The 3,720-nt window shown below is 73.5% G+C and carries 4 protein-coding genes; all 4 read right to left on the bottom strand.

Going from position 1 to position 3,720, the window contains the following annotated elements:
• Positions 1-275: 275 nt before the first annotated feature.
• Positions 276-1,094: a methyltransferase domain-containing protein gene (locus ABZ749_RS31460; RefSeq protein WP_357234181.1), complete on the bottom strand. Its 819-nt coding sequence runs from the start codon at positions 1,092-1,094 to the stop codon at positions 276-278.
• 183 nt (positions 1,095-1,277) lie between these two features.
• Complete coding sequence (locus ABZ749_RS31455) at positions 1,278-1,844, bottom strand: dienelactone hydrolase family protein (protein WP_357234178.1); 567 nt, start codon at positions 1,842-1,844, stop codon at positions 1,278-1,280.
• A gap of 55 nt (positions 1,845-1,899) precedes the next feature.
• On the bottom strand, positions 1,900-3,006 hold the full coding sequence (locus ABZ749_RS31450; RefSeq protein ID WP_357234176.1) for a nucleotide disphospho-sugar-binding domain-containing protein: 1,107 nt from the start codon (positions 3,004-3,006) through the stop codon (positions 1,900-1,902).
• A 76-nt stretch (positions 3,007-3,082) separates the two neighbouring features.
• The coding region (locus tag ABZ749_RS31445) for an aldo/keto reductase (RefSeq protein WP_357234174.1) at positions 3,083-3,720 on the bottom strand (638 nt) is incomplete at its 5' end.

Here is a 3,720-nt window from a genome sequence, read left to right as displayed (position 1 = left end):
TCCTCAGCCCCTGCCCCGCCCTGCCCTGCCCTGCCCTGCCCTGCCCTGCCCTGCCCTGCCCTGCCCTGCCCTGCCCTGCCCTGCCGATCATGGAGTTGCGGTGGGTGACAAATACCCCGAAGACCACAAGTCAGGCGCCACAACTCCATGATCGACGGTTGTGGCCGGCGATCTTGCACTTGCTGTCCCGGCATAAGCGCCATCCCACCGATATCGGCAACCGAAACTGCAAGATCGGCGCAGTGGGGCGTGGGGCGGGGTGGCCGGGTGGGGGGTTAGGGTACGGAGGCTGAGGCTAGTAGCGCTGCGGTGGGCAGCGCGAGCAGGCCGTCGGGGCCACGGTAGCGGGCGGTCAGCTCGTCGTAGGCTGCGCGAATGCGGCTGATCACCGCAGCCGGCTGGGTCTCCATCACCAGACCTGGCTTGCTGACGCCGTTGGCGGGACCACTCCACCAGGCCTCCGGGTCGGTGCGGTGCGCCCAGGTGATCGTGTCGCAGCGCACGTCGGCGAGCCCCGCCTGGCTGAGCAGGCCCGCCAAACCGTCAGGGGTACGGGGGAAGTCCCGGTCGGCGTCCACCGTCGGGGCGGCGGCGCGACGGTCGACCCCAGCGGCGTCGAACACCTCACCCCAGAGGCTCTGCGCCTCGGGCGGGGGGTGCGGCCACACGGTGACCGCGACCCGACCACCGGACCGGACGACCCGTCGCAGCTCGGTGATCGCGGCCAGCGGGTCGCCCACATGGTTGATCACGAAGTTCGCCACGGCCGCGTCGAACGACCGGGAGCCGAACGGGAGGTGCGGCAGCGACGCGAGGCGGACCTCGTCGACGGACGGAAGGCGGTCGCGCGCCAACTCGACCATGCTGGGCTCGGCGTCGACGGCGACGACTGTGGCGTGGCGCGCGCACGCCAGCCTGGCCACCGTGCCGGAGCCGGTGCCCGCGTCGAGCACCCGCGTGCCGGCCCCGACGTCGGCGGCGTCCAACAACGCTGGCGCGGGGTACGCGCAGAGCGCGGCGAGACTGCTGTCGTACGCCCCCGCGCGCCCGGCCCAGCGGGACCGTTCATATTCGTCGAAGGCCGTCGTGGTCATCGCCAGCCCCCCTTCGAGGATCTTGATGGTGGCGCCAGGTATCGAACGGGGTGTGTTCTGCAGTGCCCACGTGCTGCGCCGACGACTCTCCCGCTGACACCGACGTGTGAGACCGCGGCCAACACCTGCCGTTGGTCAACCTTCGGCTGCGCCGCCCCGACCCCACTGGCCGTCGCCGGCCGCTCAGCCGGCAGCCAGGAAGGCCAGCACGCGCGGCCAGACCGCCGCGGTGGCGTCCGGGGAGTACTCGGCCAGGTCCGGGTCGGTGAACAGGTGACCCATGCCCGGATAGCTGAAGAGCGTCAGATCGGCACCGGCGTCGGTCATTCCCTGCTGCCACTCGTCGACCTCGTCCGGCGCGTCGTACGGGTCGGGGTCGGCGAGGTGCAGCTGCACCGGCAACCCGGATGAGACCGCGTCCGGGGCACCACCGGTGCCGTGCAGCAGGAGCAGACCGGCGGCGGCGGGGCGCTCGGCGAGCAGCGCCCCGGCCACCCCGGCGCCCATCGAGAAGCCGGCGAGCACCGTCTCCGGTGGCAGGTCACGCAGCGCGGCGCGGGCCCGGTCCAACACCACCTCCTGGCCGATCTTGTCGAGCAGCGCGAAGCCCTCCTCGACGCTGTCGGTGGCCGGGACGCCGTACAGGTCGGGGGTGCTGACCTGGTGCCCGGCGGCGCGCAACCGGTCGGCGGCGGCGCGCACGGCGGGACGCAGCCCGTACACGGAGTGGAACAGCACGACGTGTCGCATCCGGCCATCCTGCCCCAGTCGACAGTGCATCCGGGGTGGCCACGCGGGGTGGACGTCAGACCAGTGCCGCCAGCCGCGCGACCAGGTCCGTCGGTGGCGGCATCGCGGCGATCTCGCTGCTGACCTGCGCGGCGGCGGTCCGCAGGCGCTCGTCGGTGAGCAGCTGGGTCAGTGCCCGCGCGGTGATGTCCCGGGGACGCAGCGCCAGGCCGGCGCCCCGGCGGGCCACCAGCTCGGCGTTGTGCCGCCGGTCCCCGGCACCCGTGGTGGCCAGCTGGGGCCGGCCTGCGGCGAAGGCACCGAAGGCACTGCCCGCACCACCGTGGTGCACCAGGGCCGCGCTCGCCGGCAACGCCTCGTCGAGCGGAATCCAGCCGACCACCCGCACGTTGCCGGGCACCGAGCGGGCCGACCGCTTGTCGGGGCGGACCAGCACGATCTCGGCGTCCACCTCGGCGGCGGCGGCCACCACGGCGGGCATCGGCCCCCGGTCTCCGGGGCCGGTGAGGGTGCTGCGGGTGACCAGGATCCGCTGGCGCTCACCCGGCTCGCGCAGCCAGGCCGGCAGTTCCCCGCCGCCGACATAGGACGTGTAGCGCATTGGCCAGCCGCCCTGCGTGGCAACGCTGGGTGGCGCCACGGCGAGGGCGGCGGCCGGCGCGGGCAGTTCGGTGAGGCCGTGGCGGCGCAGCGCCGCGCCGAGCCGGGCGACGGTGGCGCCGACCAGGTCCCGGCCGTCGAAGAGGGCGTTCTCCTGGCGGACGGCCGGCACGTCGAGCCTCGCGGCGGCCACCGCGCCGGCGACCGCGAACGGCTCGTACAGCACCAGATCCGGCTGCCACCGGGTGGCCAGCGCGACCACCGGGTCGACGAGTTGGTCGTTGAGCGCGCCGAACAGCAGGCCGGCGCCCCGGGTGCCGGCGGTGCCGGCCAGCTCCGCCCGCGCGATCAGCGGATGACGGGGAAGGACCCGCAGCGCGATCCGGCCGAAGTCGAAGCCCGGCGCGATGTCGTGCACCGGCAGACCCGCCTCGGCGGCGGCCAGCGCTCCGCCGCCGGTGGCCACCAGCACATCGTGGCCGGCATCGCGGAGGGCGACCGCGAGCGGCACCAGGGGGAAGACGTGACCGACGAGCGGGGCGGAGACCACCAACACACGCATGGACCCGATCCTATGTCGACCACCGCCACACCAGTGGCCCCTTGCTGCCCGTCGGCGTCACCGACGGGTAGCCGTCTCACCAGGCGTAGGACTGTGGGGCTTCTCCCGGGCCGGGCCAGATCCGGTCGAGTCGTTCCACCACCTCGTCGTCCAGCCGCACGGACAACGCGTCGAGGTCCGATCGCAGTTCGTCGATCGTCGTCGCGCCGACGATAGTGGTGGAGACGACCGGATTGCGCAGCAGCCAGGCCACGGCCACGGCCGCCGGCTGTGCGCCCAACTCTCGGCACAGCCCCTCGTAGGCAGTGAGCTGGGCGCGGTGCGCCTCGACGCGGTGCCGGGTCGAGGGGTCGGTGGTGCGGCCCTGATCCAGGGCGTCGAGCGCAGCGGCGAGCAGGCCGGCGTGCAGGGGGCTGTACGGAATCAGTCCGACGCCGAGGTGACGCAGGGCGGGGACGAGCTCCTGCTCGACGGCGCGTACGGCAAGGTTGTAGAGGCTCTGCTCGCTGGTCAGGCCGAGGAAGTGGCGTGCCGAGGCGGCGGCCTGGGCGAGCGCCACGTCCCAGCCGGCGAAGTTGCTGCTGCCGACGTAGGTGATCTTGCCCTCGCGGACGAGCTGCTCCATCGCCTGCCAGATCTCCTCCCACGGCGTGGCCCGGTCCACGTGGTGCATCTGGTACAGGTCGATGTGGTCGGTCTCCAGCCGCCGCAGGC

It is taken from the genome of Micromonospora sp. NPDC047753, assembly GCF_040642735.1.
Taxonomy (GTDB): domain Bacteria; phylum Actinomycetota; class Actinomycetes; order Mycobacteriales; family Micromonosporaceae; genus Micromonospora.
This window is presented reverse-complemented; position numbering and strand designations above follow the sequence as displayed.